Source organism: Bradyrhizobium iriomotense, from assembly GCF_030160715.1.
Classification (GTDB): Bacteria; Pseudomonadota; Alphaproteobacteria; order Rhizobiales; family Xanthobacteraceae; genus Bradyrhizobium; species Bradyrhizobium iriomotense.
The window spans coordinates 251,072-275,747 of the sequence record NZ_BSOW01000009.1; the positions used below are offsets into that span (position 1 = coordinate 251,072).

At 61.8% G+C, this 24,676-nt stretch carries 23 protein-coding genes, 1 tRNA gene, 1 pseudogene and 1 riboswitch; of the genes and pseudogenes, 12 read left to right on the plus strand and 13 right to left on the minus strand.

The window, feature by feature from the left end:
- The first annotated feature begins 124 nt into the window (after positions 1-124).
- Positions 125-1,921, plus strand: a complete 1,797-nt coding sequence (locus QQL28_RS15395; protein ID WP_284266628.1) for an NAD(P)/FAD-dependent oxidoreductase — start codon at positions 125-127, stop codon at positions 1,919-1,921.
- Between the two features lie 12 nt (positions 1,922-1,933).
- Here the strand turns inward: QQL28_RS15395 and QQL28_RS15400 are convergent, their stop codons facing one another.
- Positions 1,934-2,593, minus strand: a complete 660-nt coding sequence (locus QQL28_RS15400) for a CGNR zinc finger domain-containing protein (protein ID WP_284266630.1) — start codon at positions 2,591-2,593, stop codon at positions 1,934-1,936.
- Positions 2,594-2,781: 188 nt separating this feature from the next.
- On the opposite strand from QQL28_RS15400, the gene QQL28_RS15405 reads away from it, so the two are divergent.
- Entirely contained in the window at positions 2,782-3,951 is a 1,170-nt protein-coding gene (locus tag QQL28_RS15405) for a branched-chain amino acid ABC transporter substrate-binding protein (protein WP_284266632.1), read from the plus strand.
- A gap of 109 nt (positions 3,952-4,060) precedes the next feature.
- Here the strand turns inward: QQL28_RS15405 and QQL28_RS15410 are convergent, their stop codons facing one another.
- On the minus strand, positions 4,061-5,698 hold the full coding sequence (locus QQL28_RS15410) for a winged helix-turn-helix domain-containing tetratricopeptide repeat protein (RefSeq protein ID WP_284266634.1): 1,638 nt from the start codon (positions 5,696-5,698) through the stop codon (positions 4,061-4,063).
- Positions 5,699-5,968: 270 nt separating this feature from the next.
- On the opposite strand from QQL28_RS15410, the gene QQL28_RS15415 reads away from it, so the two are divergent.
- On the plus strand, positions 5,969-6,340 hold the full coding sequence (locus tag QQL28_RS15415; RefSeq protein WP_284266636.1) for a hypothetical protein: 372 nt from the start codon (positions 5,969-5,971) through the stop codon (positions 6,338-6,340).
- 50 nt (positions 6,341-6,390) lie between these two features.
- Entirely contained in the window at positions 6,391-6,798 is a 408-nt protein-coding gene (locus QQL28_RS15420; protein ID WP_284266638.1) for a hypothetical protein, read from the plus strand.
- 108 nt (positions 6,799-6,906) lie between these two features.
- Here QQL28_RS15420 and QQL28_RS15425 read toward each other — a convergent pair whose 3' ends face one another.
- Positions 6,907-7,101, minus strand: coding sequence for a hypothetical protein (locus tag QQL28_RS15425; protein ID WP_284266640.1), 195 nt, complete (start codon positions 7,099-7,101; stop codon positions 6,907-6,909).
- 605 nt (positions 7,102-7,706) lie between these two features.
- On the opposite strand from QQL28_RS15425, the gene QQL28_RS15430 reads away from it, so the two are divergent.
- Both QQL28_RS15430 and glyA read left to right on the plus strand, forming a co-directional pair.
- Positions 7,707-7,916: a hypothetical protein gene (locus QQL28_RS15430; protein WP_431309606.1), complete on the plus strand. Its 210-nt coding sequence runs from the start codon at positions 7,707-7,709 to the stop codon at positions 7,914-7,916.
- A 149-nt stretch (positions 7,917-8,065) separates the two neighbouring features.
- A riboswitch (ZMP/ZTP riboswitch) is annotated at positions 8,066-8,151 on the plus strand.
- 55 nt (positions 8,152-8,206) lie between these two features.
- Positions 8,207-9,463, plus strand: a complete 1,257-nt coding sequence (gene glyA, locus QQL28_RS15435) for a serine hydroxymethyltransferase (protein WP_284266641.1) — start codon at positions 8,207-8,209, stop codon at positions 9,461-9,463.
- Positions 9,464-11,030: 1,567 nt separating this feature from the next.
- Here the strand turns inward: glyA and QQL28_RS15440 are convergent.
- The 8 genes and pseudogenes from QQL28_RS15440 to QQL28_RS15480 form a co-directional block, all read right to left on the minus strand.
- Positions 11,031-11,291, minus strand: a complete 261-nt coding sequence (locus QQL28_RS15440; RefSeq protein WP_284266644.1) for a GlsB/YeaQ/YmgE family stress response membrane protein — start codon at positions 11,289-11,291, stop codon at positions 11,031-11,033.
- Between the two features lie 29 nt (positions 11,292-11,320).
- Positions 11,321-11,788, minus strand: coding sequence for a YidB family protein (locus tag QQL28_RS15445; protein WP_284266646.1), 468 nt, complete (start codon positions 11,786-11,788; stop codon positions 11,321-11,323).
- A gap of 53 nt (positions 11,789-11,841) precedes the next feature.
- The gene (locus tag QQL28_RS15450; RefSeq protein WP_284266648.1) at positions 11,842-12,336 is read right to left on the minus strand and encodes a hypothetical protein; all 495 of its coding nucleotides are present in this window, start codon (positions 12,334-12,336) and stop codon (positions 11,842-11,844) included.
- A 715-nt stretch (positions 12,337-13,051) separates the two neighbouring features.
- Positions 13,052-13,240 (minus strand): hypothetical protein, encoded by a 189-nt coding sequence (locus QQL28_RS15460; protein ID WP_284266650.1) that lies wholly within the window; start codon positions 13,238-13,240, stop codon positions 13,052-13,054.
- 358 nt (positions 13,241-13,598) lie between these two features.
- On the minus strand, positions 13,599-14,132 hold the full coding sequence (locus tag QQL28_RS15465; protein ID WP_284266652.1) for a methyltransferase family protein: 534 nt from the start codon (positions 14,130-14,132) through the stop codon (positions 13,599-13,601).
- A gap of 273 nt (positions 14,133-14,405) precedes the next feature.
- Complete coding sequence (locus QQL28_RS15470) at positions 14,406-14,951, minus strand: RNA polymerase sigma factor (protein WP_284266654.1); 546 nt, start codon at positions 14,949-14,951, stop codon at positions 14,406-14,408.
- 5 nt (positions 14,952-14,956) lie between these two features.
- On the minus strand, positions 14,957-15,163 hold the full coding sequence (locus tag QQL28_RS15475) for a YgaP family membrane protein (protein ID WP_284266656.1): 207 nt from the start codon (positions 15,161-15,163) through the stop codon (positions 14,957-14,959).
- A 485-nt stretch (positions 15,164-15,648) separates the two neighbouring features.
- A pseudogene (locus tag QQL28_RS15480) lies at positions 15,649-15,786 on the minus strand (winged helix-turn-helix domain-containing protein); the annotation flags it as partial.
- A 429-nt stretch (positions 15,787-16,215) separates the two neighbouring features.
- Between QQL28_RS15480 and QQL28_RS15485 the strand changes: the two are divergent.
- Positions 16,216-17,523 carry a solute carrier family 23 protein gene (locus tag QQL28_RS15485; protein ID WP_284266658.1) on the plus strand — a complete coding sequence of 436 codons (1,308 nt, stop codon included), beginning with the start codon at positions 16,216-16,218 and terminating at the stop codon, positions 17,521-17,523.
- Between the two features lie 9 nt (positions 17,524-17,532).
- Here the strand turns inward: QQL28_RS15485 and QQL28_RS15490 are convergent, their stop codons facing one another.
- Positions 17,533-17,778, minus strand: a complete 246-nt coding sequence (locus QQL28_RS15490) for a hypothetical protein (RefSeq protein ID WP_284266660.1) — start codon at positions 17,776-17,778, stop codon at positions 17,533-17,535.
- Positions 17,779-18,007: 229 nt separating this feature from the next.
- On the opposite strand from QQL28_RS15490, the gene QQL28_RS15495 reads away from it, so the two are divergent.
- Positions 18,008-19,099: a hypothetical protein gene (locus tag QQL28_RS15495; RefSeq protein ID WP_284266662.1), complete on the plus strand. Its 1,092-nt coding sequence runs from the start codon at positions 18,008-18,010 to the stop codon at positions 19,097-19,099.
- 7 nt (positions 19,100-19,106) lie between these two features.
- Here QQL28_RS15495 and QQL28_RS15500 read toward each other — a convergent pair whose 3' ends face one another.
- Positions 19,107-19,730 carry a histidine phosphatase family protein gene (locus tag QQL28_RS15500; RefSeq protein WP_284266664.1) on the minus strand — a complete coding sequence of 208 codons (624 nt, stop codon included), beginning with the start codon at positions 19,728-19,730 and terminating at the stop codon, positions 19,107-19,109.
- A gap of 543 nt (positions 19,731-20,273) precedes the next feature.
- Here QQL28_RS15500 and QQL28_RS15505 point away from each other — a divergent pair.
- The 4 genes from QQL28_RS15505 (at position 20,274) to QQL28_RS15520 (ending at position 24,146) form a co-directional block, all read left to right on the plus strand.
- The gene (locus tag QQL28_RS15505; RefSeq protein WP_284266666.1) at positions 20,274-21,836 is read left to right on the plus strand and encodes a 2-isopropylmalate synthase; all 1,563 of its coding nucleotides are present in this window, start codon (positions 20,274-20,276) and stop codon (positions 21,834-21,836) included.
- 281 nt (positions 21,837-22,117) lie between these two features.
- On the plus strand, positions 22,118-23,122 hold the full coding sequence (locus tag QQL28_RS15510) for a TRAP transporter substrate-binding protein (RefSeq protein WP_284266668.1): 1,005 nt from the start codon (positions 22,118-22,120) through the stop codon (positions 23,120-23,122).
- Between the two features lie 203 nt (positions 23,123-23,325).
- Complete coding sequence (locus QQL28_RS15515) at positions 23,326-23,907, plus strand: Spy/CpxP family protein refolding chaperone (protein ID WP_284266671.1); 582 nt, start codon at positions 23,326-23,328, stop codon at positions 23,905-23,907.
- Between the two features lie 163 nt (positions 23,908-24,070).
- Positions 24,071-24,146, plus strand: a tRNA-Lys gene (locus QQL28_RS15520).
- Positions 24,147-24,676 lie beyond the last annotated feature (530 nt).

The window sequence follows — 24,676 nt, forward strand, 5'->3', positions numbered from 1 at the left end:
GGTTCGGAGATGAGGGGCGCTGGGGGCCGGAACCCGGCCGCGCGAGTCTGGATTCCCGTGATGGTTGGGATAAGCTTACATCATCTGCGCAGAAAAAAGCGCAAACGACATCCGGGAGGAAGTGATGCTCGACACCACGCTGAGCGCGCGCGTCCAGGTTTTCCTCGACAAGTTTGAAGCCGCGCTTGCGGCGGGTGATCTCGACACCGCTGCAGGAATGTTCGCTCCGGAATGCTACTGGCGCGATCTTGTTGCCTTCACCTGGAACATCAAGACAATGGAAGGCCGCGATCAGGTCCGCGACATGCTGGCGCATTGTCTTGCGCGCGTGAAGCCGGGCAACTGGAAGGTCGCCGAGGGCGAAGTGCCGACCGAGGCTGGCGGCGTGACCGAGGCCTGGATCTCGTTCGAGACCGAGCTCGCGCGCGGATATGGACTCATCCGCCTGCAGAACGACCAGATCTGGACGCTCCTGACAACCGTTGCCGAACTCAAGGGCCATGAGGAAAAGGCCGGCTTCAGCCGACCGCTCGGCGCCAGGCACGGCGTCAACCCCGGCGCCAAGACCTGGAAGGAACTGCGTGACGAAGAAGCCGAGCAACTCGGCTTCAAGACCCAGCCCTACGCACTCGTCATCGGCGGCGGGCAGGGCGGCATTGCGCTCGGGGCGCGGCTACGCCAGCTCGGTGTGCCGACGATCATCGTCGAGAAGAACGCGCGCGCCGGCGACTCCTGGCGCAACCGCTACAAGTCGCTCTGCCTGCACGACCCCGTCTGGTACGATCACTTGCCCTACATCGACTTTCCCAAGAACTGGCCAGTGTTTTCGCCCAAGGACAAGATCGGCGATTGGCTGGAGATGTACACCAAGGTCATGGAGCTGAACTACTGGACAAACACCACGGCCAAGCACGCCAGTTGGGACGACACTAGGAAGGAATGGACCGCCGTCGTCGAGCGTGATGGCAAGGAGATTACGCTACGGCCGAAGCACCTTGTGTTCGCGACCGGCATGTCGGCCAAGCCGAATCTGCCGAAAATCAAAGGCATGGAAACCTTCAAGGGCGAGCAGCACCATTCCTCGCGGCATCCCGGCTCCGACGGCTACAAAGGCAAGAAGGTGGTGGTGATCGGCTCGAACAATTCGGCCCATGACATCTGCGCTGCGCTGTACGAGGCCGGTATCGACGTAACGATGGTGCAGCGCTCGACGACCCACATCGTGCGCTCGGATTCGTTGATGGCGACCCTCGGCGATCTTTATTCCGAACGTGCCGTCCGCGGCGGAATGACGACGGCAAAGGCCGATCTGATCTTCGCCTCACTGCCCTACCGAATCCTGAATCAGTTTCAGAAGCCGGTCTACGACAAGATCCGCCAGGATGACGCCGCTTTCTATGCCGGGCTGGAGAAGGCCGGCTTCAAGCTCGATTTCGGTGACGACGAGTCCGGGCTATTCATGAAATATCTGCGCCGCGGCTCGGGCTATTACATCGATGTCGGCGCCTCACAGCTTATCATTGACGGCAAGATCAAGCTGTTCACGGGCCAGGTCGAGGAGATCACGCCGAGCGGCGTCAGGCTCGACAACGGCAAGGAATTGCCGGCCGACGTGATCGTCTATGCGACCGGCTATACCTCGATGAATGGCTTTGTCGCCGATCTTGTGAGTCGAGAGATGGCCGACAAGGTCGGCAAGGTCTGGGGCCTCGGCTCGAATACGACAAAGGACCCCGGCCCATGGGAAGGTGAGCAGCGCAACATGTGGAAGCCGACGCAGCAGGAGGGGCTATGGTTCCACGGCGGCAATCTGCATCAGTCGCGGCACTACTCGCAATTCCTGTCCCTGCAGCTGAAGGCGCGCTACGAGGGTATTCCGACGGCGGTCTATGGACTGCAGACTGTCCATCACAAGGCCTGAAGTTGGTCGCGATCAGCTCTCTCGGGCCAGTCTTTGCCGTTGCCGGGCGGCCCGAACCTTGGCGCGGTTGCCGCAAACCCGCATCTCGCACCAACGGCGGCGGTTGTTCTTGGTCGTGTCGAAGAACAGCCAGCCGCATTCCTGGCCCGCGCATCGCCTGGTTCGCAACAGGTCCTTCTCCATCAGCAGCGTCAGAGCTGAGAGCGTAACGGGGCCCAGGATGGCCGCGGCAATGTCGCGGCGCGGATCCCAGACCCAGATGTAGCTGCCAAGGCGCATCTTGATCTCGGCGTGGCCGAGGTTCGCCGCGTGGGCGGCCGACAGGGACGCGATCAGCTTCGCCGCGACCGGCCTCTGCTCGGCAAGCGCAGTCCCGATGGTCCAGATCAACTCCCGCATCTCGACCGCGCGCTCGAAGATGCGTTGTGCCCGGCGCGGATGGCCCGCGAGCGCGGCACGCGCATAGGCGCAATCGGCGGGCGGCATGATGCGCGCATGCTCGACCCACTGCATGAGCGTGTCAAAGCCTCTCAAATGCTCTTGTCTCGCGGGAGAGCCGCGCGCCGACGTCGTGTTCGTGAAATCCCACGCCAACTCGCCGCCGACGAGATCGAGACTGCCGGCGCGCGAGGGTGGGAGGAGCGGGGCCTTGATCCGGCGATCAGCGTTCATGTGTAACCATCAAACCGCATGTTTGCTCGGCAACGGGGCCGGCCTGGGTCTCTGCCGCGCCGTGACCCGCTCACCTTAAGGCATTCCAGCCTCCGGCGCCCAGCGGAATCTGTAACCATCTATCCATTGTTGACTGGTTGTGGCGTGCGTGACAGCCTGACCCGGCAAAACGCCATTTGGAGGTTACCATGACCGGTCGTCGCGGCGCTCTCCCCTTGCTCGTATCGTTGCTCGTCCTGCCTGTCGCGGTCGCAGCGCCGGCCGCCGCGCAGCTGGGCGGCAGAGATGTGAAGATCGGCATCGGCGGGCCGATGACGACGACCTCGGCCGGTTTCGGTGTCGAGATGAAACAGGCGGTGGAACTCGCCGTCGATGAGCGCAACGACGCGGGCGGCGTCGCCGGCGCCAGGGTCACGGCCGTGACCGTCGACGACAAGGCGGACGCCGAGACCGGAAAGGCCGTCGCCAAGGGTTTCTGCGACGATCCGGCGATCCTCGGCGTGGTCGGACACGTCAATAGCGGCGTGGCCATCGCCACCGGCAAGGTCTACGCCGAGTGCGGCCTTGCCGTCATTACGCCGATGGCGTCGAACCCGAAGGTGACGGAGAGCGGCTTTGCCACCATTTTCCGTCTGACCAACCGCGACGACAGGAAGGGGCCGGGTCTGGCGCGCTACCTGACGCAGAAGATGGGCAAGACGCGCGCGCTCGTGGTCGACGACGGAACGCCCTACGGCGTCGGCCTCGCCGACCAGTTTGTGGCGGGTTTTGGCACCGGCGGCACGGTGGTCGCGCGCAAATCCGTGCAGGTCGGGGAGAAGGACTTCTCCGATTTCGTGAAGTCGTTCCCTGCGGATTTCGACGTGCTGTTCTTTGCCGGCATTCGCGAAGGCGCGCTCATCCTCAAGGAGATGCGGGCGCAAGGTCGGACGCAATTGTTCGCCTGCGGCGACGGGTGCTGGGACACCAAGGCCTTCATTCAGGCCGCCGAAGGAGCCGCGACGCAAGCGGAAGGCGTTCGCATTCTCTCCGCCGCGCCCGCCATCGGCACCGTCCCCGGATCGTCCGAGTTCGGCGCCAGGTACACGGCGAAGTACGGCCCGATCAACAATTATGCAGCGAGCTCCTATGACTCGGGCCGCGTGCTGATGGCCGCGATCGCCGAGGCCGCGAAGGACAAGCAAGGCCTTCCCACGCGCGCTGACGTCGTGGCCGCGCTGCGCAAGCTGACCTTCCAGGGCATCGCCTACGCCAAGCCGGTGCAATGGACCGAGAAGGGCGACAACAAGTCAGCCGTGATCTTCGTCAACGTGGTCGAAGGCGACCACTTCAAGCAGATCGACCAGATCGGCGAGTGAGGTCTCTTACTGCCCGCGCTGACCGCATCAGCCTCGGAGCGAGCACATCTCGAAACACTGCTCGCCGTCAAGATCAGATGTCCGGTCGGGGTTTCGTCCGCCTGGAGCATCACTGGGCCATTGCCCGGGTGCCGCTCTTGCGCAGTTTGTCGAGATCCTCGTCAACCGATAGAGCCATGGGTGTATTGTACGGAGTCATCCGATACGTCTGCAAAGATGGTGCGGCGCCAACCAGAGTGGGCCACGCCGCCTCCGCCTCGAAGGCGTGGCCGGTACGGACCAGTGACGACAGCCAGATCGCCTTGCAGACGCCAAGCGCCGGGGTTCGATCCACGCATTCGCGCGCGAAACGCAGCGCATTTTCGTAATCCTGCACGGAATAGCGCAGCCTTGCCGCTACGACGGCGTAATTCGGTGGGTGGAGCGGACTCCAGGAGATCGCCTTCTCGAAGGCTTCAATCGCTGCTTGGGTTCGACCGGCATGGTGCTGTGCGACGGCGAGGGCGACCCAATTGTCCGGATCGCCAGGGCCGAGTTCAGTTGCCCGCTCGGCCGCTCTCACTGCTGCCTCAGGGGCCTGGCTCGAGTCGATTGCGATGGACAGCAATCGCCACGAGCTCGCAAGCAGCGGGTCCAGCGCAGTCGCGTGCTCGATGTCGGCGATCGCCCGCGGCAAGTCCTGACGACCGAGCCCAGGATCGTGATGGCCAAAGATCAACAGTGTCTTCGCCTGACCGAGATGCGCCCATGCCGGGGCGTAGTTTGGATCAAGGCGGACCGCCTGTTCCAGTTCTTGCCGCGCCTCGCGCAGACCCTCAGCACTCGGCGCGATAGTCAACGCGATCGCGCGCAACACGCGCGCGTGCGCATCAAGCGAGGTTGGCGCACGTTTTCGTAACATGGCCCGGTCCGACTCGCGCACGGTTGAACCAAGCGAGGCGCTGATCCGCAAGATCAACGCCTCGGTAACCTCGGGCAGGTCTTGCGCGGTAGGTTCGAACCGGCCGCTCCAGACGATGCGATTGTTGCCGGAATCGATCAGCTGCATGTGGAGCTGCAGCCGGTCGCCGCGCCTCTCCGCGCTGCCGTCCACAAGGTAGCGAGCGTGGGTCATCGCAGCGATCTCCGACGGCGATAGGTTCTTACCGCGAAGCTCGGCTGTGGCGAGGGGTGAGACGATGTGCAGGTCGGGATTGCGCGCAAGTTCGCTTGCAATCATGTAGGCTAATCCATTGCCATCCGGACTTCTTTCGCGAGATGCGTTGAGCACGCGCAATGGCAGGACTGCGACGTCGGCCACCATCGTGTCGTGTGCCTCGCGGCGTCCGGGGGCGATGCCGGGCAGCACGAACTGCCAGACCAACATGATGGCGACAGCCGCTGTCACAAGGATGGTGGCCAGGCGATGAACGCTGACCTTCTGCACATCATGAGGTTTCGTGCCGGCCGCATCAGCGATCAGAAGGTAACCACGTCGTGGCATCGTTCGCACGACTTGCTGCCGGGTGTCGCCGAGTGCGCGCCGGATCTCGACCACGCATTGCACAAGCGAATCGTCGGTCACCGAAACGCCCGGCCAGACCTGCGCACTTAGATCGCGCTTTGTAACCAGCTCTCCATGCCGGCGCCCCAATTCGAGCAGGACTGCCAGAGCCTGAGGCCGTAGCTCAACCGCTTGGCCGTGCAGGTCAAACAACTGCGCCTGATCCAAATCAAGCGTATATCCGTTCAGCCGCAGGCAGGCCATGAGCATGCCTCCCACCCTTTATTTTAGCGGACGGGTAAGTGCGCCTCAAGGCAGGGGCAGAGCCTGATTTCGTCTTTTATCGTCCCTTTTCGTCCTGTCTCTCCACAGACCTGCGCTACGTTGAAAATTGGAGAGCCGCTGCCTCCCAGCGGTATTCCGAGAACAAAAAAGCTGCAACGCAACTAAAAGGCGCGGAGTGCCTCCGGAGCGCAACCGCAGCGGTAAATCTCTTGTTTTTAAGGAGACTGCAAATTTTTAAGGAGACTGCGAATGAGGATGATATTTTCGATGGCCGCCATCACGGCGGCGACACTGATCGTGCTGCCGGTCTGGCACTCCGTGGCGCACGCGCACGATCATAGCCGCCCCGAACTCGATAGCTGGTTCGAGAGCCTCAAAAGTGGCAAGGGGCCATGCTGTTCCGATGCCGACGGCAAGGCACTATCCGATACCGACTGGGAGGTGAGGGACGGCCACTACCGCGTGCACATCGAGAGCCAATGGTGGGACGTGCCAAACGAGGCCGTGGTCAAGGAGCCGAACCGCGCCGGTCGCACGATGGTCTGGCCCGTCTACCATCGGGTGCTCGACAACCCGCCGCGGATCGACATTCGTTGTTTCATGCCCGGGGTCATGATGTGACCGATTCTCGTTTACGAACGAAAGCCTGTTCCACACGTGGGAGTCCGTTGTTGGCCCATCTGCGATCTCCAGTGTTCCGTAGTCTGTTCGCCGTCGTGCTGATCGTATGGGCCGGCGCCGTGGTCGCGCACGATCACAATCGGGCCGATCTGTCGAACTGGTTTGAGAAGCTTCATGACCGAAAGGGGGATCTGTGCTGCGATGGCAGCGAAGCGATGCATTTGCCCGAGGTAGATTGGGAGATTAACGGCAACCGTTACCGCGTCCGCGTGCCGACAACGCCTGGGGGCTTCCAGCGCGCGATGGCCGGCGCCGCCAACGTGGAAACCGAGTGGGTTTACGTGCCCGACGAGGCCGTCATCGACGAGCCGAACAGGGCTAACGTGACGTTGGTCTGGCCGCTGTACGGCCCGACGGGTGTGAGCGTTCGCTGCTTCGTGCCGGGAACGATGACGTGAAGCGCGCGGTTTGTGTTGCGATCCTGCGATCCAAATTGGCGCTGGGGGCAGGTCCGCAATTGGCCCAGAAGCTGATCCGCGCCCACCCCCGTGAGCGGCGTCGATAAATCAGGCAGCTCTTTTAGGCTTTACCTCAACGACATCTGGTGCCTCAGAAATGGGGTCTGGGCCGGCTTGGATCATGCCGTCGTGACGAATGCGCAGCCCGGAGTGAGGATCAATCGACAGCCGCTCGAACAGCGCTCGCAGTTCTGGCCGGAGGCCGTCTCCACAAAGAGCGGTGATGGAATGAAACTTGTGCATGTCGTGCTCCTACGTGTGTTAAGTCACGATAGGATTTCACACGGATCGATCCACCCGATTTCAGATTGGCCCGCCAGGCCAACACGGGTCGGCTTTGGCTCATTTTGAGACTTCGCCGCCATTCCGAACGATGCCTGCTGGCGATAGATGAACGGACATCCTGTTGCCCCTCAGGCGGCAACTGCCACCACAAAGAATAGGCTTGCCACCGGAATTGGCAGATAGGCAGGTCGGCAGATCGGCGACTACTCTGGGAGACCAATATTGTAGCTGCCGGAGTATGGGCCATGTCGGCGCAGATTATCCAATTCAGAACATATCAGAAATCCCGAGAATTCGCCCGGATGCCAAGCGATATGCAACGGAGCTTGACCAAGCTGAGCGAATTGGCTGCCCAGGTATTCAGCGCTTTGGAGGACGATTTGACCTCCGGCGTGAGCTCTCGACGACAAGCATTCTCCATCGAGCCAAGGCCCGACCATCCGACGCTTCCGTCGTGTTAGCTTTCGTACCGACGCCGCTGCAAACTAGCCGCGGGGAGGCGATCGAAGCCTATTCGCTCTATCAGCTGGCGCGCTGCAATGGCTCTTGGGACGAGACGACAGTTGCTGATCGTGCAGGAATGGGATCGCTGGATTGCGAGGCGACGATTGGCGCGCAAACGAGACGCGCGCAAGGAAACCCTCGAATTTTTCCTCGAACTTCAAAATGCCAAGTCGCCCCTCCTGGATTTCAATCCCCGCGGACGCGACAAGTGGGAGATCGTGCATCGTTGGTTGGTCGTTGCCGGGCGGGTGGCGGTGAAGAAAAAGTAAGCCGAATTTCAAGCGTCCTCGCCGATGCCTTGGCACCCTCGCTGCGTTCGGGAATGGCGCAAGCGCCGGAGCGGCCGCACGAACTTGTGGTTGCGGAAGGTCCGCAGGTCGGCTAACTTTCTCGTCACGAAGAGCCTCCGTGCTCATTCGTCCTATCGCGCGACTGGCGAGCTAACGTGGAAATGACCACGGTGAAGCGCGAAGGGGTCCAACGCCGATCGCCTGGGCAATCAATCTGCTGAAAGAACAGCGAGTTGAGGAGCCCGAGCATGTCGTCGTTTCGCAACGAATTGTCCATCAACGATCAAGAGATCGCCGCCGCCCTGGCAGGGGAAGAGCGTCGTCAACAGGACGGCGTCGAACTGATTCCCTCCGAGAACTACACCTACCCGGAGGTGCTTGAACTGCTCGGGTCGGTCTTCACCAATAAATACTCCGAAGGATATCCGGGACGCCGCTACTACGGCGGCCAGCAGTTTACGGACGAGATCGAGAACCTCGCCCGCCAGCGGGCCTGCTCGCTGTTTCGCGCCGAGCACGCCAACGTTCAGCCTCTTTCCGGATCCCCGATGAATCAGGCTGTCTATCTCGGCCTGCTGAAGCCCGGCGACACCATTCTCGCCATGGACCTGTCGCACGGCGGCCATCTCACCCATGGTGCGCCGGTGTCCCACATGGGGCGTCTGTTCAACTTCATTCGCTACAAGACGGCATCAGAGAGCGGAGCGATCGATTTCGACGAATTGCGCGCGATTGCGCGTCAATCGCGTCCGAAGATGGTGTTGTGCGGCTACAGCTCCTATCCGCGCGACCTGGACTATGCGGCATTCAAGAGCATCGCCGACGAGGTTGGCGCGCTCACGATGGCTGACGTGAGCCACTACGGCGGATTGGTTGCCGCGAATGTCATGCGCAATCCGCTTGACGCCGGCTTCGACGTCATGACGACGACATCCCACAAGACGCTGCGCGGCCCCCGTGGCGGGATCATCCTGTGCCGGAAAGAACATGCCGGCCGGATCGATGCGTCCGTCTTTCCCGGTTTGCAGGGCGGGCCTCACATGAATGTCGTGGCCGGGACTGCCGTGACGCTCAAGAAGGCAGCGACCTCGGATTTCCAGGCATACGCGCGGCAGGTTTTGCGCAACGCGAAGGTTCTTGCCGACGTGCTGATGGAGCGCGGGATGAAGCTGGTCACGGACGGGACGGACAATCACATGATGGTCGTCGATACGGTGGCGTCCGTCGGATTGGATGGGAGAGCCGCCGAGGACGTGCTCGATGCCATGGCCATCACCACGAACAAGCAAGTTATTCCCGACGATCCGCGCCCGCCGCTCAGGCCGAGCGGTATTCGCCTTGGGACACCGGCGGCGACCACGCGTGGCATGGGAGAATCCGAGATGCGTCGCATCGGCGAGTTCATTGCAGCGGCTCTGCAGGCGAACGGAGACGATGCGGTCGTCGCGCGTCTCAGGTCGGAGTGCGTCGAGATGTGCCGAGCTTTTCCCGTTCCCGGCGTCGTGTCCGGGTCCGGACCGAACTGATCGGCCGTAGGCCTTCAACCGCAACTTGGCGCACAGATATGCAGAACGGAGTTGGGCGCCGCGCCCAACCTCGATCATGCTTACCCGCTGAACTCAGTTGCACGACAGAAGACCGCTACGGCTCGAGTCGGCGGGAGCGTGGTTGTTTGGCATACCTGCAACCATGTCCGGTCTTTCTGAACAGTCGACGCCGAATTGCGCGGAAGCTTCGACGCCAAGGGCCAGAAGGCGACATTCGGAAATGACCGCGTCTGTTTGAACTGGATCAATAGTCTCCCGCATAGGCAAAGCCCCGCTTAACAAATTGGTAGCGGAGAATGATCGAGACGCGGTACGCCCAACGCCCCACGCATTTGTCATCTCTCAGGCGCGTGGGGTCGAAAGCCGATCAATGGCTGACGGCCGCTTTGGGTCCAGCAACCGACGTTGTCGGTTCATCCAGCCTTGTCAGCTCTGCCCTGACGGCAGACACTGTGGCCGTCACTTCGCATGTCGGCCCTGGGGGCCGAACGCTGCAATCCGATCTGGAGGTGGCATGACGCATCTGACCGCAAGCGCCGTCGCAATCTTGCTGGCGAGTTTTCCTGCTGTCGCGAGGGCGCAGGCGGACTGCGCTACGATACCCAGCGGACCGGCGCGCACCGATTGCTACCTCGCCCTAAGCCAGTTCTATCGAGGACAATCTGAACTTGCCGCTGATAGAGCGCGCGTTCAATCGGACGCCGCCTGGTATCGGGCAATTACGGGAACAGACCCTCCAAAACATCGGCCACTTCGGCGACGATAAAGGTTCGGACAGTGTTTGCACGGAAATGAGGAAGGCTACGATGCGGTTGTCCATAGTTGCTGCTGCCGCGCTCATCGTTGGAGCAACAAGCCCAATGTCGGTGTCTCTACGCTTGCCGCTCCTGAGTGTCCAAAGTTGGTAGGACTGGCGGATTGGGACGAAAATTCAACTGGCGACATCAGCGTCGCATCAGGGGGGAGTTGCCTGTGTTCGATCCCGATGCGCGGTACGGTGAGCAGTTCCGAGATTTTGCAGAAACCGACACATGGTAAGTTGAAAAAGATCAATCCAAGCACCTACGAATACAAGGCGAAGGCAAGGTCCACGGGAGGCGATACGTTCGCCATCAAAGCAACAGGACTGGGGCCGACGGCATCTGGCACGTCGGTCATTACTGTGCACGCGACGATCAAATAGCATTCCTCGCTCGATTGCATGAAGCAACAGCCGCCCGATGTGTCGCGCCGATGGCACCACTATGATAAGGGACCATCGGAGCGACCGATGGTCCCAAAAGCCTCAAAGGCTCTTCGTTGGCAAAGGCCTTGCCGTGTCTCGCTAAGTTTGGCTGCGAGGCTGCCAATTCCCGCATCGTCGGATGTGTTTTCTGATGACAACCGGCAGCGCGCTGACCGAATTGCGGACGGCGCACGTCCTTGCGCTGAACTAGTCAGCGCAAGTTTTGCTTTTTCGGGGACCGCGCTATTCTGGCAGTCACTGCAATGTCAGCCACGGCAGGGCTATCGTATTGGTCTTGGCACAAGCCTCAGGTCAAGCAGGTCAAGCTCCTCGCCGCTTGCCAGCAAAGAATCCATAGATCAGCAGCACGATGATCGCCCCTACGACGGCACCAATGAAACCGGCGCCTTCGCCTGCCTTATACCAGCCGAGCGCTTCCCCGAGGAAGGAGGCAACGAACGAGCCCACGATGCCCAAAATACTCGTCATGACGAACCCGGACGGCTCGTTGTCTCCGGGCATGATGAACTTTGCAACCACACCCGCCAAAAATCCGATGATGATGGTCCAGATGATGCTCATGTTACGATTTCCCCCTGTACCCGATGAGTTCAAGCGCCCCGAGGCGGTAGACGGCCGTCCGGCGTATACCTGTCGACGGCTGTTGGCAGTTCTCGCGAAAGTCGAGCGAGAAGCTCTTCTTGCGACAGCCCGGTCTGCTGGACCAGCGCAGCCAAGACATCCTGCCCGATGGCTTGTCTAACTTGAGGTGGCGAAATCTCCTTGTTGGGGCCGGTACCGACCCAAGATTCGGCGGCGTCTCCCTGCCCATTTTTCGTGAATTGCTCGAGCAATTCGTTGAGACCGCCACCAAGCAAGCTCCCGACTCCTCCTCCGCCTAGGAGGCCACCAAAGACATTTGAAAGGTTGCTCTGCCCCGGGGCCTGTCCGCCGCTGCCGGTATTGGGAAGGCCACTCGTTGCGTTGTTGAACATTTCCATGAGCTTGTCCCTATTCTGATATCCCGCAAGGGCAAGCATTCCAAGGAGCGCAGTCATCGATGGTGTTCCACGGCTCATTTTTTCCTCCTTCAGACCATGAGTTTTCACGCTGTGTTAGGCCCACTGCCTCATCAAATTTCGAGGGCGCTGGAGATTTCGGCCAAGGTCGCTTTCTCAGCCTCACTCACCTGAACACCGCCAAAGCCGAGCAGGCCACCCTCGTTCGCCGCCTCAGCAGTAGTTTGGCTGATCTGGCGCAACCAACTTCGGAAAGCTGGAGCATCGCCGGGCGCCTTCGCTTTCAATACCGCTGATACCTGGCGCAGAGATTCGATCGACTTGGTCTTGACGTCCGCAGCTTGGCTGTTGGCGAACTTGGTTTTGAGGCCATCACGCGCAGCACTTCGCGCCTCACTGGTCGAAAAGTCGGTCGCGAGTGCTTTCACAAGAGGATTGGCACCGGGATCGGCAATGGCTTTCGCGAGAGCATTGCCGCCGGCAAATGATTCCTTCAGAAGACCCCAAAGGCCGCTTGGATCGGCCGCGGTGACAGCCATGCCGGCCATCATCGGGCTCTCAAGCAACAGCACCCACTCTTCCTTTGTGAAGCTCGATTTGTCTGCCACGATTATCCTCCTAAGAACATGAAGCAGCGCCGGTTGTCTCGGCCACTGGCGAGGCCAGTGGCGATGCCCGAAGCTCTTTGGGTCCTGTAGGCCGCTCTTGACCTCGCTCCACGCTGCCTTCGACCGTCGCCTGAGCCGCCTTGCATCGCGCTTCGTTCGTCAACCTCCTGAAACACCACGGTTGGGAGCAGTCTCCATTCCCGCTCGCGGCGGCCGGGTTGCTCGTATCGTATGCCCCGAGCAGAACGACGTGTGCGGGTCAACGGCGGGTTGATCTAAGTCAAAGGCGCCGACTGTGAAATATGGACGTTCTTCTGACTGTTCCAAAAATCCTGTGCGACCCGGGACGTATAGAGCCATAGTCATATCGCCACGTCGCCGCCCATGACGGAAAGCCGTTGGTCGATCCCGTCCCGGAAGGCTTTCAAATTTTGCCCGTTAGTGTTTCCGCATAGCGTCGCAGGCGGCCTCGGCGAAGGTTTTGAAGGGCGAGCCGAAGATCCTGATCGCGCCGCGACTCTGGTAAATGCGACGTTATGACGCGACATACCCGGGACTCCCGTGAAAGCCGGGCCCGGTCCGACTTTCAAAGCTGATCATAAACGAAAGCCGTCGCTGCTCGCGCTCCATATTTCCATGCGCTCGACGGTACGGTGGAATCGCAGGGACACAAGGCCAGTCGCTCACTACGGGCAGCCAGCCACAGTGCAGCCAATCAATCCTCGTCTCCCGTCCGGCGCGGTGGCCGCAGCCCCGAAGAATTGAGCCAGCGTTCCACCTTCAATCTAGCTTCCAATTCCAACGCCTTCCAAAGCAACTCATCGCGTTTCTTGCCCAAAGGCAGTTTTTCAGCAGCCGCGAACAACTCTGCGATTTCAGGAGGCAACTCCGACGTCCCTGCCATCACTCCGTCCCTGCCGGGATGTTGAGCTCTCATTTCAAAGCATTGCGGCACTCGGGGCTAGTGTACTTTGGGGCATAAGCAACCGGGGTGGGCGATATGCTTGCGGGTTGCGCATGCGAGCTTGGTCGCCTTACCTCATTTCGAACTCCTTGATCACCCATCTCCGCCGGGTGACGGACACCGCTCCGGCTATCCTCGGCTTGATCTACAAGTCCGGGGAATCAACGATAACGAGCGAGAATGAGGCTTATCGATACTGATCGCGGGTCCCGTGGGCGCACATTTCCACTGCGCGTTTCCCAGGCGAGGCAGGTCCAAACTTGCCGAAATTTGCCACAGGGAAAACAACCGCCCGACCTCATTTCTTTGCGGGCTGTCGCCAACCAGACCTCGGTGCTCTCCAGGGGACCACCCGAGGAACCCAGCGGCGGACGTTCGCGCAATATGCCTCGTACTCTGAACCAAACGTGCTCCGCAGAGTCGGCTCTTCATAGGCAACGACGAACAGGTGGAAGAAGAGCCAGAGCAGTGCGCCCCACAGAACGAGGCGCCAATCGCCAAACAACACAGCCTGACCAAGGATGATTGCGACGACGGCGAGGTAGATCGGATTGCGCACATGCCGGTAGAGACCTGTGACCACCAGGTTCTTGGGTGGCGCAACGGGCGCAGGTGTGCCTAGGCCTTGAAGCGCAAATCGTGCAAAGGAGTCCACGAGTCCGGGCAAACCGACCAGGATGAGGAGGACGCCGACTGAGCGTCCGCCCTCAAGGCCGAAAAAAGCGGGCCTGAACTCCCAGCGGGTCATAGACCACGGGATCAGCCCTGCGAGCACACACGGCGCAACCACAAAGAATAGCGCAGAGCCCAAGACGGCACTCACCCTTTGCATGGTCACCTCCTGATGCTTTCGCTGGCGGCGCTATTGAAAGAGCATCTGTTGAATCGCGATGGCCTTGCGAAAGCGTCTCGACCAGGCCCACAGTCCAGCACATCGGGCATCCGCGTAACGCGACGAGGGCGGCAACGCCCGCGCCCAAGGATAGCCAAGGGTGCGCGGTCTGGTGGACGATGGCCCAAGCGAGAAGCGCCGCCGCAGCCGCGCCGCGCATCAGGTGTGCACCCAGGAAAGCGCTCCCGAACATGCCGACTCCACGAAAGTAATTCATGTGCTCTCTCGTCCGCTGTCCTTTGTGCCGAGCAGGTATTCGCGCACCAATGCGCGGGCGCGGCGCAGGCGGCTTTTGGCCGCTTCACGCGTCACGCCGAGCCGCCGGGCGATCTCCCCAATCGTCAGATCTTCGAGATCGCGCAGCAGCAGCACTTCGCGATGCGAGGGCGAAAGCGACTCGATCGCGTTGACCAAGTCTATGCGTAACTCGTCCGGCGGGACCTTTGCGAGCTCGCGTGACTCTTCCAGGCTGGCGAGCTCCTCGACTCCGCGCATCAGCATAAGCGCCGGCAGCATGCAAAGGCGCGCGATGACGGTTAGCAGCCAGCCAGCGAGTGCGGCTGGACTGCGGATCGTGCCCACTCGCCGGTACACGACGATGAGTGCTTCTTGCACCACATCCTCGATGACAGAGGCGCGGTAGCAAAGGCGCCGGGCGTAGCGTCGAATGTCCGGCTGCAGCGCGACCAAGAGCTGTGTGAGCGCGTGCCGGTCGCCCGACTGTGCCGCGAGCAAGAGATCGTCTGATACGCGCGCCAAGACGGTCACCCCTTCAGTGGCTCGCGCCCGGCGACGGCGCAAGCAGGACAGTAGCCGAACACGCCAGTGACCAGCGTCACCACTCCCGCACCGCTGAGCAGTAGCCCAAGCGGCGAAGCGTGCAGCGCAACCACGCCGCAGACGAGCATCAAGCCCCCGCCGATCAGCCTGGCCGCGCGCTCCCACCCGCCAACGTTCTTCCTATACCACATGGTTCTGTGCTCCGGTTCGTGACACGCCGCTATGGCGCATTCATCCAGACAAGAGGGCGCAAACCCGGCGCCGGGGTCGCGGCCCAAAAAATAATTTGAGGGGGGGCAGCTTCAGCAGGCTGGCGTGGGCGTCGGGCGCGGGCCCCGCGAAATTCGGAAGGTGGCCGCCCATGAGGCGTAGCGCAAAATCGCAGTCTGTCGCAGGTCATCCGGCCGGATCGCATCGGCGGGCCGCTGCATCAGCAGTAGTGCCCATCTTCATCGGCCGTGGTGCCCGTTTCAGCCCTTCGATTCCATCCAAGTTAAGTGCTTATTCGATTTCGATAGGTCCGAATTGGGTCAATCGCGTCGCTTTAGTCCTCTCGTGATGACTTCCGGTCAGCTCCGATGTCCTCAGTGCCCATCGCAAGGTCTCGAACGGGCCAGACGCGGTCATTCCGGGACGCCAGCTATTCGGTAAGCTCGCCCTAGTTTCTTGAGCCGCTGCTGACGACGCGCGCTCTGTTGCGGATCAGGTAATCTATCAGATCGAAGACCTGCGGAGCGATGGAGACGAGAGTCGTCCCGCGATGCAGATCGCGCCGATCAGTGTCGAATGCGTACTCCTCGAAGAGATAACGCAAGCCGCTGATCCCTCAGGCTGCCTCCGATCGCAGGGAGGCTCTCAAGTATCGCCAGGAGTCCAAAGAATAAGCCGCCGGTGAGGGAAATGTAAGCCGAACGTCAAGCCTGTCCTCTCATGCCTCGGCGTTCTCCTGTCGATGTCCGCATCGGGTCGCGCGCAGGCGCTTCGTTCTCGAACCTTCCGTTTGGAAGGTGAGGCGACGAGACCGGGCGTGTCGGGCACAAGTGCGGAGTGATCGAACGGCTTTCGCCCCGATGATGGCATTCTGCCAGTGATTTGCCCGACGTGTCAAACGATTTCGCAAAAAACGAACGACGTCATGCCGCCGCCGTCGACTCCTTTGCATGGGGTTGTTTTTGATATTTTGCTCACGACCTGTCTTTGATGGCGATGGCGCAGCAAGACCAACGCCGGAACGGGGGAAACCATGTCGGCGACAAGTCCTGGACAAGACGGCTATTTTACGCAGTGGAGGCTGAAGACCTCCGGTGTGATCCTGCCCGAGGAAAGGCTGCCCTGGGGCCAGACCATCATCGCCAGCCTCCAGCACGGCGTCGCGATGTCGGGGGCTACGATCATCGCGCCGCTGCTGATGGGGTTCGACCCAAATCTCGCGCTGTTCTTTTCCGGCGTCGGCACGCTGATCTTCTTTGTGGTCGTTGCCGGACGCGTGCCGAGCTATCTCGGCTCAAGCTTCGCCTTCATTGCCGTCGTCATCGCGGCGACCGGCTATTCCGGGCAGGGGCCGAATCCGCATATCGACATTGCGCTCGGCGGCATCGTCGGGGCCGGCGTGCTCTACGGCATCATTGCGCTGATCGTGATGTGGGCCGGCGTCGGCTGGGTCGAGCGATTGATGCCGCCGGCCGTCACGGGCGCGGTGGTCGCAGCGATCGGTCTCAATCTCGCGCCGGTGGCCGTGAAGGCCGTGAGCGCGAATCCATTCGACACCTGGGTCGGGCTCTTGACCGTGCTGATCATCGGCCTGACTGCGGTTGCAGCTCCGGGATTGTGGCGGCGGCTGCCGGTCATCGTCGGTGCCGTCGGCGGCTATCTCCTCTATCTCCTGCTCGCCAATGGCCTGGGTCTCGGCAAGCCGGTCGACTTCACCCAACTGGCCGCTGCGCCCTGGATCGGTCTGCCGAAATTCACCACGCCGACTTTCCACGCCGATGCGATTGTCCTGATCGCGCCAGTCGCGATCATTCTGGTTGCCGAGAATCTCGGCCACATCAAAGCCATCGGTGTGATGACCGGCCGAAGCCTGGACGGCTATCTCGGTCGCGCGTTCCTCGGCGACAGCCTTGCCACGATCGTCTCGGCCTGCGGCGGCGGCACCGGCGTCACGACTTACGCCGAGAACATCGGCGTGATGGCGGCGACGAAGGTCTATTCGACGCTGTTGTTCGCGGTGACCTCCGTGGTGTCGATCCTGCTCGGCTTCTCGCCGAAATTCGGTGCGCTGATCCTGTCGATCCCAGGTCCCGTGATCGGCGGCCTGTCGATCGTGCTGTTCGGCCTGATCGCCGCCATGGCCGGGCGGATCTGGGTCGAGAACAAGGTCGACTTCTCCGATCCGCGCAATTTGATCACGGTCGCGGTGGCGCTCACCGCCGGCGCCGGCGATCTCACGCTGAAGTTCGGCGCCTTCACGATAGGCGGCATCGGCACCGCGACCTTCGGCGCGATCATCCTCTATCAGATCCTCGGACGAAGCAGCGCGACGAATGCCTGACCGGTTCGGTCAGTCCGCTAGCGCAGGCAGCTCCAGCGCGATCACGCCGTCGCCCGCGCTGGCAGCCCTGATGCTGTCGCGCGCCACCGATTCGATGGCAGGCCATCGTTCGCGGAACAGGGCCGATGCGTCATGGAAGTTCTCAGCATCGACCCTGACACAGCACGCCCGCCGTCTGCCGCCATCTGCGATCTGGAAGGAAAATGTGAAGCCGACGCGCTCCTTGTCGCCAACAATCGCCCGTTGTTCTCGCATCAGTGTCCCCTGATGGTGCATTGCCCGGGCACCTTGCGTTTCCGATTTGGTATTTCCTGCGGCGCGATTGTGGCGCGGCGCAAATAGGTTTGCAGTGTTGCAAACATCTGACACTTTGCGTGAAGACGCAGCTCGCAGCCGAGGCATGGTCCAAGGCTCACGCTTCCAAGTTGCGCGCCGGATGATTACGATTCAGGCAGCGCGGGTGCGCAAGGCTTGGGAACTCGCTATGGAAGCAAGGCGTGGCATCATCGCGATGGTCGTCGGCATCGTCCTGACGGCCGCGGTCAGCGTTGGCCTTACATCTGCCGCGAAAGCGCAGCAGGTCGCGCTCACAGCGACGCAGTCAAAGGCACTCGATGCCTACAACGATGCCTTGAGCCGCTTCAAGGCGATCCTCGCCGAGCGCCGCCGCCAGGTCGACGCGCATGAGCCGCTTCCGAACCTGCCGGGGCAAGCCCTTTACCTGGCGCGCGTCGACGTCATGAGCACCTACAAGGATCTCACCGATGCGCTTCCGTCCCGCATCGGGCGGCCCAACAAATACGAGGTCCCGCCGGCCTATTTCGACGCCGATATCGAACCGCTGATCGACGAGTACAGAAGCCTCTTCGACGTCATGGAGGCGCCGCCCGCGAACGCGCAGGCCTCAACGACCCCGTTCAAGGACGTCGCCGATCTCGGCATCGCGATCGCGCGGGCGAAGGGGCTCGATGCGCGGCAGGCGGACCCGGCCGGCCGCATCAGCCTGGGGCTGTTCTTCGCCGAGACCAACGGCAAGCAGAATGTCGGCAACGGGCGCTCCAACACCTATATCGGCAGCTTTCAGACGGGCCCGTCCGAGGACCGCAATGGAAGGAAGCGATGGCAGGCGATCAAGCCGTCCATGGCCTCACTTGATCCAAAACTGATCGCGCGCGACGACAAGGAGGAGGCGCGCATCGGCAGCCTCGACCATCGGCTCAACCACTGGACCGCGGTGCGTGACGGCCTGATGAACGCCCACGCCGATCTCTTCGCGCAGATACCCGAGATCGTGAAGACGCTGCCGGACCCGATCGATCAGATGAAATTCTTCGAGCTCATCCAGATCATCCCGACCGCGACGCGAGCCGCGCTCAAGTCCGGCAATCTGCTTCAGAGTCGCGTTTCCGACCCGACGGTCATGAAATACTTGCGCAATAACAGCATCTTTGCGTATGGACGCGCCGACAGGGCAAGAACCTCGGCGAGCGTCCGCGAGATCCTCGATGCGATGTGGCTGTTCAATCAGAAGTTCGAGCGGGCGCAGGCGGAGTTCGAGCGCGTGCGCACGCGGTGAGGGGCCTTCACCTCACCGCATCCGCCAGCTTGCTCCATTCGCCGGCGGGGATACGAACGATCAGCTTCGATCCGCCGGCGCCATCGGGCTTGAACACCGACGCCTCGCCCTCGCGCACGTCGAACCAGTCCTTGCCGAAGGCGTCCATGAGGTTCGGCTTGTGCGAGACGATGACGAGATTGCCGCCTGCCGGCGGCGACGTGGCTGCGAGCTTGCGCAGCGCCTGGGCGCGGCGGTTGTTCTCATCGGGCGACACCACGAGACCGCCCTCGGTGACGTCTGCGGAGGCCGTGACGGTGCCGAAGCCGAGCAGCGTGCCGGTGTCGACCGCGCGCTGGAACGTGCTGGTGATGACCGCGCTGACGGGAATGCCGAGCCTGTGCATAGCAGCTCCGACCGCCGTGGCCTGCGCACGCCCGTCTTCGGTGAGCTGCCGCTGGGCGGCGACATTTTTCATGTTGAGCGGATCGGTGTCGGCCTGGTTCGCATGGGTCGGACCGTGGCGGAACACGATAACGTGGCCGCCCTGGCGCACCGTCTCCAGCCATTCGGGCTGCGCTGCCGTCACCGGATTGGCGGCCAGACCAAGCCACAGGATGAGCAACGCAACAGCAATACGGATGCCAAGCATGATGCCGCCTCCCATCGGCCGGGCGCGGGGCCCGGCCGCGCCCGACATATCGCAAGCGCGCCACGCAGGCTTTGCCGACTTCATGAGCTTTTCGTGACGGGCGCTTTGCGACTGATGGAGGAGACGGCGAAGGGGAGGCCGGGTGTGCCGGCCGACGGGCTCCATCACCCCATCAGGTCAGTTACCCTGACTATCTTTTGGCGTTGCAGTTTCAGCCATTTCTCGTCTAGAAACGCCTCAATGGGCCTCCCGGCAACGAACCGTCAACGGTTTTGGCCGAGGATTTGTGGCTCAAAGGGTCTGGCAATGCTGATTCGCGGCCAAAATGACGGGATTTCGGGGGAGGCGGCTCTGGCCGTCGGCACCGCCGCGTCCCGGCCCGCGATCCTGCCCACCCTCCTTCTTGGCGAGCTCCTTCTTACCTGCCCCTGAGGGCCGGCTGGGCGAAACGCGCCTGGGCACTCAGGGGTTTGTACGAGATCACCGGACACCTCAAGCGCTCGAGCCAACCGAAGGGCGCACCAGCTTAAAGGAAATTTCGAAATGGCCCCCGTGAACAAGTCCGAGAAGGACCGCGTCATCATTTTCGACACCACCCTGCGCGACGGCGAGCAGTGCCCCGGCGCAACCATGACGTTCGAGGAGAAGCTCGAAGTTGCGGAGTTGCTCGACGATATGGGCGTCGACGTGATCGAAGCCGGCTTCCCCATCACCTCCGAAGGCGACTTCCAGGCAGTCAGTGAGATCGCCCGCCGCTCCAAGAATGCCGTCATCGCCGGCCTCTCGCGCGCGCATCCGGCTGACATCGACCGTTGTGCCGAAGCGGTGAAATTCGCCAAGCGCGGCCGCGTCCACACCGTGATCGCGACTTCGCCACTGCATATGCGGGTGAAGTTGAACAAGACTCCGGACCAGGTGATCGAGACGTCGGTTGCCATGGTCGCGCGCGCCCGCAATCTGATCGACGACGTCGAATGGTCGGCCGAGGACGGCACCCGCAGCGAGATGGACTTTCTCTGCCGCATCGTCGAGGCCGTCATCAAGGCCGGCGCCACCACGGTGAACATCCCCGACACCGTCGGCTACACCACGCCCGACGAGTACACCCACTTCATGAAGACGCTGATCGAGCGCGTGCCGAACTCGGACAAGGCGGTGTTCTCCGTGCACTGCCATAACGACCTCGGCATGGCCGTTGCGAATTCGCTGGCCGGCATCGTCGGCGGCGCGCGTCAGGTCGAGTGCACCATCAATGGCATCGGCGAGCGCGCCGGCAATGCCGCGCTCGAAGAGATCGTGATGGCGATCAACGTGCGCAACGACAAATTCCCGTACTGGAACAAGATCGACACCACGCAGCTCACCCGCGCTTCAAAGGTGGTGTCGGCGGCGACCTCGTTCCCGGTGCAGTACAACAAGGCGATCGTCGGCCGGAACGCTTTCGCGCATGAGAGCGGCATCCACCAGGACGGCGTGCTGAAGGACGCCTCGACCTACGAGATCATGCGGCCCGAGATGGTCGGCCTGAAACAGTCCTCGCTGGTGCTGGGCAAGCATTCCGGCCGCCACGCCTTCGTGCACAAGCTGGAGGAGATGGGCTACAAGCTCGGCCCGAACCAGCTGGAAGACGCGTTCGCGCGGATGAAGGCGCTGGCCGACCGCAAGAAGGATATCTACGACGAGGACATCGAGGCGCTGGTCGACGAGGAAATGGCGGCCTCGCACGACCGCATCAAGCTGACCTCGCTGACCGTGATCGCCGGCACCCATGGTCCGCAGCGCGCCACCATGAAGCTCGATGTCGACGGCCAGACCAGGATCGAGGAAGCCGAGGGCAACGGTCCGGTCGATGCGGTCTTCAACTGCATCAAGGCGCTGGTGCCGCACGAGGCGAAGCTCGAGCTGTACCAGGTCCACGCGGTGACCGAGGGCACCGACGCGCAGGCTGAAGTGTCGGTTCGCCTGTCCCATGACGGCCGTTCGATGACCGCGCGCGCGGCGGATCCGGACACGCTGGTGGCCTCGGCCAAGGCCTATCTCGGCGCGCTCAACAAGATCGTCATGAAGCGCCAGCGCGATACGGTGACGACGGCGGCGGCGAGCTGACTCTGTCGGCTTCGCCTCTCCCGCTTGCGGGAGAGGCCGACGCCCGAAGGGCGGCGGGTGAGGGTTCTCTCCTCACAGGGAATATCCCGTTGTGGAAACACCCTCTCCCCAACCCTCTCCCGCAAGCGGGAGAGGGAGCGCAGAGGCGAACGTCGTTCATGATGAATGGCTGCCCTGCTAAGGGCCAATAGCGACTCCGCCTCCCAGCCGCTATTGATGCAGCCGGATCAAGGATCGGTCGCCCGTGCGCCGGGCGGCCCAAATAACAACAGGGAGAGATCATGCGCACCTTCGCGATCGCCGCGTCCATCGCGGTACTGGCACTTGGCTTGGCCGCGCCGGCGTCGGCCCAGTCGCCCATCGTCATCAAATTCAGCCACGTGGTTGCGACCGATACGCCGAAGGGCAAGGCGGCCGAGAAGTTCAAGGAGCTCGCCGAGAAGTACACCGGCGGCAAGGTGAAGATCGAGGTCTATCCGAACTCGACGCTCTACAAGGACAAGGAAGAGCTCGAGGCGCTCCAGCTCGGCAGCGTGCAGATGCTGGCGCCGTCGAATTCCAAGTTCGGTCCGCTCGGCATCCGCGAATTCGAGGTGTTCGATCTGCCCTACATCCTTCCCGACCTGAAGACGCTGCGGAAGGTGACGGAGGGAGCGCTCGGCTTGAAGCTGCTCAAGCTGCTCGACTCCAAGGGCATCACCGGCCTTGCCTATTGGGACAACGGCTTCAAGCAGATGAGCGCCAACAAGAAGCTCATCACGCCGGCCGACTATCAGGGCGTGAAATTCCGCATCCAGTCCTCGCGCGTACTCCAGGCGCAGTTCAAGGCGCTGGGATCGCTGCCGCAGGTGATGGCGTTCTCCGAAGTCTACCAGGCGCTCCAGACCGGCGTCGTCGACGGGCAGGAGAATACCTGGTCCAACATCTACACCCAGAAAATGCACGAGGTGCAGAAGTACATCACCCAGACCAATCACGGCTACATCGGCTACGTCGTGATCGTGAACAAGAAGTTCTGGGACGATCTGCCGGCCGATGTCCGCGACCAGCTTGCGAAGGCGATGAAGGAAGCGACCGACTTCAACAACGCACAGTCGCAGAAGGAGAACGACGACGCGCTCGCCGAGATCAAGAAGAGCGGCAAGAGCGAGATCATCTCGCTGACGGCGGAGCAGGACGAGGCGATGCGCAAGGCGATGGAGCCGGTCTACAAGGATGCCGCGAGCCGGGTCGGCCAGCCGTTGATCGACGAATTCCAGAAGGAAGCGAAGAGCGCGACGAACTGAGTTCACGCGCCGCTGCAATGCGACAAGGGCTTCCGCGCGCGACGCGGAAGCCCTTCGTCTGTTTCAGCCAGGATTGTTGCGAATGATTTCAAAGTGCGGCCGCGGATTACATCTTGGTAAGACTGCTCTGTCTATCGAAGTTGTAAGTTGAACCGCGTGCAAATGGCGCCCATCTTCAGGGAACCTTGGAAGAGGAGGTTCGTATGAGAAAGTTCGCCATCGCCGCCATTGCCGCGCTCAGCATCGCCGGCTCCGGCGCGGTCTACGCGCAATATCACCGCTTCGCCGACCACATGCGCCACATGCGCATGAATCCGGAAGACCGCGCCGCCTTCGTCGACGCGCGGATCGCGGCCGTGCATGCCGGCTTGAAGCTGAATGCCGACCAGGAGAAGCTGTGGCCGCCGGTCGAGGCCGCCGTGCGCGATTTCGCCAAGCTGCGCATCGATCGCGCCAATGCGCGGATGAATGCTGGTCCCGGCGATTCCGACAAGCCGGAGGATCCGGTCGCCCGCCTGCGCCAGCGCGCCGACGACATGGGCGCCACCTCCACGGCGCTGAATAAGATCGCCGACGCCGCCGACCCCCTCTACAAGACCCTGGATGACGGCCAAAAGCGGCGGCTGGCCGTCCTGACCCGCCACCAGGGCCCGTTCGGCGGTGAGGGCGGCTGGCACCACCGCTTCATGGAGCACCGCATGGATCGCATGATGGAGCGCGGCATGGACCGCTTCCACGGCGGCGACCGGGATGGCGGGCCGGACCGGGATGGCGGACGCCTGTAAGGCCCGCATTTCTCCGGAGATCGCGAGCGAAGCCGCTGGAATCCGGCGGCTTTTCTCTTTTTGGGACCCGGCCATGAAGACTTGGAAAACCTCCTCCACATCGCTTGCCTTCCCGGGATCGCTTTGCTAAACGACCGGCCTCGCAAGGCGTTAGCCGCCTTTCGGGCGCATAGCTCAGTTGGTAGAGCAGCTGACTCTTAATCAGCGGGTCCCAGGTTCGAGCCCTGGTGCGCCCACCAAATCAATGGCTTAGCCGGAACAACCGTTTGAGCAGCTAATTTTTCAAACGGTCTTTATTAAGCGACATCAAGCCCTGACGATTTAGCGCTATCCCGCGCCATTTCGCACTAAAGTAATTGTCGTAGCGGCACGCGATCTTGCCGCCGGACCGTCGTCAGCCGAACGCGATCTCGCCAATGATGGATTGGAGCGAGAGTTCAATATTTTCAGTTGGTTAGAGGGCGGCGTGTGCGCGACGTGTGCACCGGGAGATCAAGAAAAAACTACGCTCAACCAATTTGATGCTGTGACGCTTGGCATGCTGTCGGATCAGACCGCTTTCGCGCGATTGGTAGGTGAAGATTGATCACGAGGCGGCGGGCACGACGGCTGACAGCTCCACCGTCCGCTGGGTTGAGGAATTCTGCTGCCACTAAAGCGGGATGGGGTTAAGTTGAATCGATTTGGGATTCCCAAATCAGCCCGTTTCTGATTCACCATGCTGGCTGGAAGGAGGCCAGCATGGATGGGCAAGCCTTACTCTCTGGAT

Excerpts from the sequence above, each read along its gene's own strand:
- QQL28_RS15485 (WP_284266658.1), top strand. The coding sequence starts at position 16,216 with ATGTCGGCGACAAGTCCTGGACAAGACGGCTATTTTACGCAGTGGAGG.
- QQL28_RS15405 (WP_284266632.1), top strand. The coding sequence starts at position 2,782 with ATGACCGGTCGTCGCGGCGCTCTCCCCTTGCTCGTATCGTTGCTCGTC.
- QQL28_RS15515 (WP_284266671.1), top strand. The coding sequence starts at position 23,326 with ATGAGAAAGTTCGCCATCGCCGCCATTGCCGCGCTCAGCATCGCCGGC.
- QQL28_RS15415 (WP_284266636.1), top strand. The coding sequence starts at position 5,969 with ATGAGGATGATATTTTCGATGGCCGCCATCACGGCGGCGACACTGATC.
- QQL28_RS15475 (WP_284266656.1), bottom strand. The coding sequence starts at position 15,163 with ATGTGGTATAGGAAGAACGTTGGCGGGTGGGAGCGCGCGGCCAGGCTG.
- QQL28_RS15395 (WP_284266628.1), top strand. The coding sequence starts at position 125 with ATGCTCGACACCACGCTGAGCGCGCGCGTCCAGGTTTTCCTCGACAAG.
- QQL28_RS15505 (WP_284266666.1), top strand. The coding sequence starts at position 20,274 with ATGGCCCCCGTGAACAAGTCCGAGAAGGACCGCGTCATCATTTTCGAC.
- QQL28_RS15465 (WP_284266652.1), bottom strand. The coding sequence starts at position 14,132 with ATGCAAAGGGTGAGTGCCGTCTTGGGCTCTGCGCTATTCTTTGTGGTT.
- QQL28_RS15425 (WP_284266640.1), bottom strand. The coding sequence starts at position 7,101 with ATGCACAAGTTTCATTCCATCACCGCTCTTTGTGGAGACGGCCTCCGG.
- QQL28_RS15490 (WP_284266660.1), bottom strand. The coding sequence starts at position 17,778 with ATGCGAGAACAACGGGCGATTGTTGGCGACAAGGAGCGCGTCGGCTTC.
- QQL28_RS15510 (WP_284266668.1), top strand. The coding sequence starts at position 22,118 with ATGCGCACCTTCGCGATCGCCGCGTCCATCGCGGTACTGGCACTTGGC.
- QQL28_RS15445 (WP_284266646.1), bottom strand. The coding sequence starts at position 11,788 with ATGAGCCGTGGAACACCATCGATGACTGCGCTCCTTGGAATGCTTGCC.
- QQL28_RS15460 (WP_284266650.1), bottom strand. The coding sequence starts at position 13,240 with ATGGCAGGGACGTCGGAGTTGCCTCCTGAAATCGCAGAGTTGTTCGCG.
- QQL28_RS15440 (WP_284266644.1), bottom strand. The coding sequence starts at position 11,291 with ATGAGCATCATCTGGACCATCATCATCGGATTTTTGGCGGGTGTGGTT.
- QQL28_RS15500 (WP_284266664.1), bottom strand. The coding sequence starts at position 19,730 with ATGCTTGGCATCCGTATTGCTGTTGCGTTGCTCATCCTGTGGCTTGGT.
- QQL28_RS15400 (WP_284266630.1), bottom strand. The coding sequence starts at position 2,593 with ATGAACGCTGATCGCCGGATCAAGGCCCCGCTCCTCCCACCCTCGCGC.
- QQL28_RS15410 (WP_284266634.1), bottom strand. The coding sequence starts at position 5,698 with ATGGCCTGCCTGCGGCTGAACGGATATACGCTTGATTTGGATCAGGCG.
- QQL28_RS15495 (WP_284266662.1), top strand. The coding sequence starts at position 18,008 with ATGGAAGCAAGGCGTGGCATCATCGCGATGGTCGTCGGCATCGTCCTG.